General features: G+C 68.4%; 6 protein-coding genes. 4 read left to right on the plus strand and 2 right to left on the minus strand.

Going from position 1 to position 6334, the window contains the following annotated elements:
* Positions 1 to 50 precede the first annotated feature (50 nt).
* The 4 genes from D7W79_RS09025 to D7W79_RS09040 all read left to right on the plus strand — a co-directional run bounded on the left by D7W79_RS09025 (position 51) and on the right by D7W79_RS09040 (position 3069).
* Complete coding sequence (locus D7W79_RS09025; RefSeq protein WP_244221670.1) at positions 51 to 887, plus strand: bile acid:sodium symporter family protein; 837 nt, start codon at positions 51 to 53, stop codon at positions 885 to 887.
* 213 nt (positions 888 to 1100) lie between these two features.
* Positions 1101 to 1430 (plus strand): hypothetical protein, encoded by a 330-nt coding sequence (locus D7W79_RS09030; RefSeq protein WP_120524937.1) that lies wholly within the window; start codon positions 1101 to 1103, stop codon positions 1428 to 1430.
* Between the two features lie 177 nt (positions 1431 to 1607).
* Entirely contained in the window at positions 1608 to 2627 is a 1020-nt protein-coding gene (locus D7W79_RS09035) for a peptidoglycan-binding protein (RefSeq protein ID WP_120524938.1), read from the plus strand.
* A 133-nt stretch (positions 2628 to 2760) separates the two neighbouring features.
* A complete protein-coding gene (locus D7W79_RS09040) occupies positions 2761 to 3069 on the plus strand; it encodes a DnaJ domain-containing protein (RefSeq protein WP_120524945.1) in 309 nt (102 codons plus the stop codon).
* A 14-nt stretch (positions 3070 to 3083) separates the two neighbouring features.
* Here the strand turns inward: D7W79_RS09040 and D7W79_RS09045 are convergent, their stop codons facing one another.
* Together D7W79_RS09045 and D7W79_RS09050 are read right to left on the minus strand one after the other, a co-directional pair.
* The gene (locus D7W79_RS09045; protein ID WP_244221671.1) at positions 3084 to 4454 is read right to left on the minus strand and encodes an NHL repeat-containing protein; all 1371 of its coding nucleotides are present in this window, start codon (positions 4452 to 4454) and stop codon (positions 3084 to 3086) included.
* A gap of 140 nt (positions 4455 to 4594) precedes the next feature.
* Positions 4595 to 6175, minus strand: coding sequence for an amidohydrolase family protein (locus tag D7W79_RS09050; RefSeq protein WP_120524940.1), 1581 nt, complete (start codon positions 6173 to 6175; stop codon positions 4595 to 4597).
* Positions 6176 to 6334 lie beyond the last annotated feature (159 nt).

The raw sequence follows: 6334 nt of genomic DNA on the forward strand, positions 1-6334 counted from the left end.
CAGAGCAGCGCCATCACCGAGGTGTTCCTGCCGATTGCGCTGGGGTGATCATGCTCGGCCTCGGGCTGAGCCTCACCCTGGCGGACTTCCGCCGCGTGGCGTTGTATCCGCGCGCGGCGCTGGTGGGCCTGGGCTGTCAGACGCTGCTCATGCCCGGGGTCTGTTTCGCCATCGCGACCGGCTTCGGGCTGCCGCCCCAGCTCGCCGTGGGGTTGATGCTGCTCTCCGCCACGCCGGGCGGTGCGACCGCGAACCTCTTCAGCCACCTGGCCAAGGGCGATGTCGCGCTGAACGTCAGCCTGACGGCGGTCAACAGCGTGTTGTCATTGCTCACGCTGCCGCTCATCGTGAACTTCTCCCTGGCGCACTTCATGGGGGAGGAGCGCGCCATTCCGTTGCAGTTCACCAAGATCGTCCAGGTGTTCGGCATCGTCCTGGTGCCCATCTCGCTGGGAATGTGGGTGCGCGCGAAGCGGCCCGCGCTCGCGGATGGCCTGGACCGGCCCGTGCGCCTCATCTCGGCGCTGTTCCTGGTGCTCGTGGTGCTCGCGGCGACGCTCAAGGAGCGGGACCAGCTGGTCACGTACTTCCAGAGCGTGGGGCTCGCGGCGCTGGCCTTCAACCTGGCCAGCATGGCGGTGGGCTTCGTGGTGCCCATCCTGCTGCGTGTGGAACGCAAGCAGGCGGTGGCGATCGCGATGGAGGTGGGCATCCACAACGGCACGCTCGCCATCGCCATTGCCTCCAGCCCCCGGCTGCTCAATGACGGCGTGATGGCCATTCCCGCGGCCATCTACAGCGTCATCATGTTCTTCACCGCCGGAGTCTTCGGCGCCCTGGTCGCGCGGCGGCAGGCCACGAGCACGACCCGGACGGTTGGGGCTTGATCGAAGCGCGGGGCTGAAGCCGGTGAACACGGAGAAGGCCTGGACAAGCGCTGCCTCTGGCGCTGAGCGTCACCGGCCCCTCCGCGCCAGTGGCTGGCGGAACGACCACCCTGTTAAGTGGATTCCACGATTACATGGCAAAAATCGGATTCATAGGTTGCTTGCCGGGGAGACATGCGTCGACGCGCATGTCGTTCCTCGAAAGGAAACCACATGAACACTCTTACCAAGCTGCTGTCGGTCTCCGCGATTGCCTTCATGATTGCCGCCTGTGGTGGGGGCATCCCCGAGGACGGCGACCTGGGCGGTCAAAACGAGACGCCCGCCGTGCAGACGCCCGCGTCCAGCGAGGACCTGGGGCAGACCGAACAGGAGGTCTCGTGCGGGTGGGGCGGCCCGCCCGCGCACTGCCTGGTCCACTGCTGCTCCCACGCGGATTGGTCTGACATTGGTGTTCCGTCGGCCGGCGCGTGTACGGAGGCAGGCAACAGCTACTGCGCGGCGCGCGGAGGCAACTGCGGTTCCTGCTGGGGTTACCTCTAAAGCCTGACGGCTGCCGAGGGAATCGATGAAGGGGGCGCCCACGGACGGACCTCACCTCCGGCCGTGGGCGTCCGTGCTCCCCTGACCCGGCCATTACGGCCTCGCGGCAATTCTCCGCCTTTCTCGTTTCCCGAGGATCCAGCACAACATTCTGGCGGGTATGTTCGACAATGGGTCATGCGCCTCAAGCCCGAGTCCCAAGCCCAGCAGCGCGTCGCCGCCCAGCCCCAGCATCCGCACCGCCTTGGGGTGGGTTCCAGCGGTCCCGACGTCAAACGGTTGGAGAAGAAGCTCATCCAGCACGGCCTGTTGAAGGGCCGTGCGGATGATCACTTCGACACGCAGACCCGGGCGGCGGTGAAGCAGTTCGAGCGCCAGAACGACTTCAAGCACGTGGACGGCGTGGTAGGGAATGGGGTCTGGCGCCGGCTCGAGCTGGGCGCGGCCCACGAGGGGCACGTCAGCGAGCAGAAGCTCGCGGGCGCGCGGGACACCTTCCGCACCGTCACCATCAACGTGAAGAGCAACCCGGTGATGGACCAGGCCGCGGTGGTGCACGACGTGAAGCGGGCGGCCTCCCAGGGCAGCCTGATTGGCTGGAACGAGATCAGCCCCGACCGCTACTTCAAGGCCATCCGCGACCTGGGCCCGGGGTGGGGGCACTACATGCCCCGCGACGGAGGCCTGCGGATTCCCAATCCCATCTCCTGGAAGAAGTCCGAGTGGAAGCTCCAGGGCGAGCCCGGCTTCCTGCGGACCCACCACGGCAAGGAAGAGGTCTCCCCGCACCGCTACATCACCTGGGTGAAGCTGAAGAACAAGGAGACGGGCAAGACCATCGTCCGGATGAACACGCACCTGGTCAGCGGCGCCTGGAGCGGTAACAAGCCCCACAAGGAATGGCGGCAGGACATGTGGAACAAGCACATGGACAAGCTGCACGACCTGGTGGCCCGCTTCGAGAAGAAGGGCTACCCGGTCATCGTGGGCGGCGACTTCAACCGGGACAGCTACAAGGTCCTGGGCAACCAGGTGAAGTACGACAACAAGCTCAACGTGGGCACCCACGGCCACAGCACCTACGACTATCTGATGCACACGCCCAACGGCTCGCTGAAGAGCCATGGCGCCAACGTCGACCACGGCTACCGCTCGGACCACGACGGGGTGTCGGTGAAGTACACGATCAAGGGCTGACGGCGGTTCTCCTGCAACGAGCCGGCGAACTGCCAGCAGTCAGCACCGCCTCACCGGACGTGAAGGACCGGACGAACGCTTGCGCCCGGCGGTCCGTTTGCCGGGTGCGAGCGCCGTCTCCAGGTTCCGGTCCATGCTGGACCTGTACGCGGTGCTGGGCGTGGAGACGACCGCGGATGCACGCGACATCCGCGGCGCCTACCTGAAACGGGTGTGGCAGTACCACCCGGACCGGGATCCCCGGCCTGAATCCACGGAGCACTTCCTCCGCATCCAGGCCGCGTATGAAGAGCTGGGCGACGCGGCGAAGCGCCAGCGCTACGACGCCAGGCACCGTGTCGAAGCCCCGCGCGCCCCCTCCACGCCCGCGCCTGCCCCGGCGTCACGGTCGACGCTGAACATCCCCAGGGGCCGCATGAGCGTGAAGGTGCGGATGCACTGACGCGGGCCGCGGGCCTACAACCCGGTGCTCTTCAACAGCACCCGTGCTTCATCGGGGAAGAACCCGGCCGAGTAGACGTTCGCGTCCGTCACGAAGGCCTTGTCACCCAGGATGGCCAGCTTCGGGCCGGTCGTGGAGCGGATGAACAGCGGCACGGGGACCTGGGTCTCCGGCCAGCGCACCATGCCGTCCGTGCCGAAGGACGTGTCCAGGTCGCCATTGGCCTGGAGCCGGAAGAGCACGGGCTTCGCGTACACGTCCGCGAAGACCAGGACCTTCCCATCCGCCTGGATGCGCAGGCCGCTGACGTCCACCGCGTCGAGCACGCCCGCCGGCGCGGTGAGTTCCCGCACGCCCGCGGGGCCGAAGGTGACGTCCGGCTTGCCGTCCGCGGTGTACGCCACGAGCTTGAGCACGCCGTGCTTCGTGCCGCCCACCTGCACGTCCTGCCGCTGGCCCGCGAGCAGGAAGCCGCCGCCGGGCCGGGCCACCAGGGCATGGGCCTGACCGCCTTCGCTCTTCGCGAGGCCGGAGGTGCCGAACGTCAGGTCCTGGCTGCCGCTGGAGGTGATGCGCACGGCCGCGAAGTCGTCGCCCCCACCCAGGACGACGCTGGAGCCCTGGAGCACCATGCCCTGCACGGACTCGGCGTTCGTGTACGCGCCGCCAATCCAGCTGCCGGACGGACTGCCCGCGGACTTGAACGTCGTATCGAGCGAGCCGTCCGCGTTGTAGCGGATCAACGCGAAGTCCTCGTCGAGCCCGTCGGACTTGGTCAGGAAGCCGCCGACGTAGAATCGGCCGTCGGCCAGGGGCAGGATGCTACGGAGGGTGCCCACGAAGTCGACGGCGCTCTCCTCGCCGAAGTGCAGGCGTGACTTGCCCGTCTTGTTGAAGCCCGTGTCCAGCTGGCCGTTGGCCTTGAGCTTCACCACCACGAAGTCGCGTGAGTTCGAAGCGCTGCCACCCCGCGCGAAGCCCGCGACCAGGAGGCTGCCATCCGCGAGCACCGCCACCGTGTCCGCGCGGTCGTCCTGCTCCCGCTGGCCGGAGATGGGGCCCTTGGCGGGACCTTCGAAGTCGAGCACCACGGAGCCCTGCGTGCCGAACGACGTGTCCACCTCCCCGGACGCGGTATAGCGCCGCACGAGCAGGTCCACGCCCGTGGTGGCCAGGTTCGCCTCGGTGGCGCCCACCACGACGAGGCCGCCATTGGACGCCGCGAGCGCCCGGCCCTCCTCGGCGGGGAGTTCCGTGCCGGCATCGGGTTGCGTCCCCGCGTCCGTCTGCGTCCCCCCGTCCGGGGATGGGCTGCCATCCGAGGGACCGTCGTCGCCTCCGCAGGCCCCGCCACCCACGAGCAGGGCACCCGCCGTCAGTGCCACCCACCCAGCCTTCCGCACGCTGTGATTCATTCGAGATGTCCCTTCCGGCCTGTCCGGTGCCGCCGCCGCACCGGGGTTACGCCGTCAGGGGCATTTATTTCCTGCCCGGGAGCGGAGGGTGCCTCCGCCCCGGACGTCCTTCACGCATAGTCCTGCCGCAGCTGTTGTTTCAGGGTGGCATCCAGATTGTTCTGTGCGGCCAGGAGCGCCCAGTAGTCCTCCCCGCCCACGGTGGGGGCGTCGAGCGTGATGCGTCCGGCGACGCGGTGGAGGTCGGTGAGGAACGCGAAGGCGTCGGGGCCGGTGGCGAAGACGTCCTGCGGCTCATTGTCGAGCACGAGCGTGAAGGGCGCTGGGCCCACGCCTTCGCGCTCCGCGTGTTCCATCCGCTGCTGGAAGTCCGGCAGGTTCGCCATGGCCTCTTCGAGGAGGGAGCGCGCCGCTTCGAAGCCCAGGTCGTTGAGGGGGGAGTCCTCCGCCCACAGGTAGAAGGCCTTCTCGACACCGTCGACGGTCCAGGGCTCGGAGGGATGGGTCCGGTCGAAGGCGAGCTGTTCCATCAGCGCGCGGTCGCCGAAGCGGGCAACGCCATCCACGGTGACGAGGCGCACCTGTTTCTCCGTGGCGGAGATCAACGTGTCGTAGGGGTCGCCGTCGGTGCCCGCGATGACCAGCAGGTCCGCGAGGGCGTGGGCGCGGAGGGTGCCCACCTGGGTCTGCCAGCCCGCGACCCGGGCGGCATCCGCCGTCACAGAGCGCACCAGGGTCCGTGAGGACAGGGACACGCCCTGTCGCGCCGCTTCGTGGCGAGCCACCTTCAGCTCCTGGAGGAGGTTCTTGCTGCCGGTGGGGGACCAATCACAGCCGAGCGAGAACGTCACGCCCGCGCCGAGCAGGTCCGACACCGGCAACGTCTGTCCATACAGCAGCAGGTTGCTGAAGGGGGACCACACGACCTTGGCGTCCCGCGCAGCCATCGTGTCCAGGTCCGGGCGCTGCAATCCCAGGCTGTGGATTCCGACCAGTGACGGCTGGATGAGGTCATGGCCAGCCAGGTCCAGGTAGCGGCGGTGGGCGTAGTCATCCACGCCTTCACCCAGGTGGTAGAAGTACGCGGCGTGAGATTCCAGGGCGTCATGGAAGGACTCGATGTCCTCTGCGTCGTCATGCAGATCCATCACGCGGGTGCTGCCCGCGGGCAGGTGGTCGTCGCCGGGCTCCTCGACGTTGCGCATGGCGCCCCGGAAGAGGGCTTCTCCGCCGGACACGCGGGTCCGGATTCCCTGGCCGGTGGTCGTGCCGGCCAGCAGTGCCTTGGCTTCGATGTAGCGGACGATGGCGCGGGCCGACGGGGCATGGCCGCCGAGCACGCGAACCGGCAGGGAGATGAGCGGGCCGTAGTCCGCGTGGCGCGGCCACTGGGTGCGATTGAGGTACTTCTTCGGCACCCGCCACAGCGTCAGCACGTCGTAGACGAAGTGGTTGTGGAGGTCGATGAGCCCCGGATACAGCGTCCCCCCGGTGTCGATGACGGGCGCGTCCCGGAAGGCTTCGGGGAGAGGGCCGCCCGACGGCTCGACCGCGACGATGCGGTTGCCGCGCACGAGGACGCGCCCCCGTTCCAGCACCTCGTCCTGGGAGTTGAGGGTGACCACCCGGCCTTCCAACACGTAGCGGGGGACCGCGTCGGTGGGCTTGGAGATGGATGTTCCGGTGTTCATGGCTCGCCTCCCGTGGCGAAGGGCCTCCCGGAGTCCGTTCAAGGCTTCAGCCCACCGTGGCGCGGCTTGCCTGCCGTGGGTGGCCCCGCGCGATGCCGGGAGGAGGCACCCGCGAGCCCTGGGTCTTGAAGATAGGAACGGAGCGGGGCGGGTGGGGGA

Origin of the sequence: Corallococcus exercitus, assembly GCF_003611585.1 — a bacterium.
Taxonomy (GTDB): Bacteria; Myxococcota; Myxococcia; order Myxococcales; family Myxococcaceae; genus Corallococcus; species Corallococcus exercitus.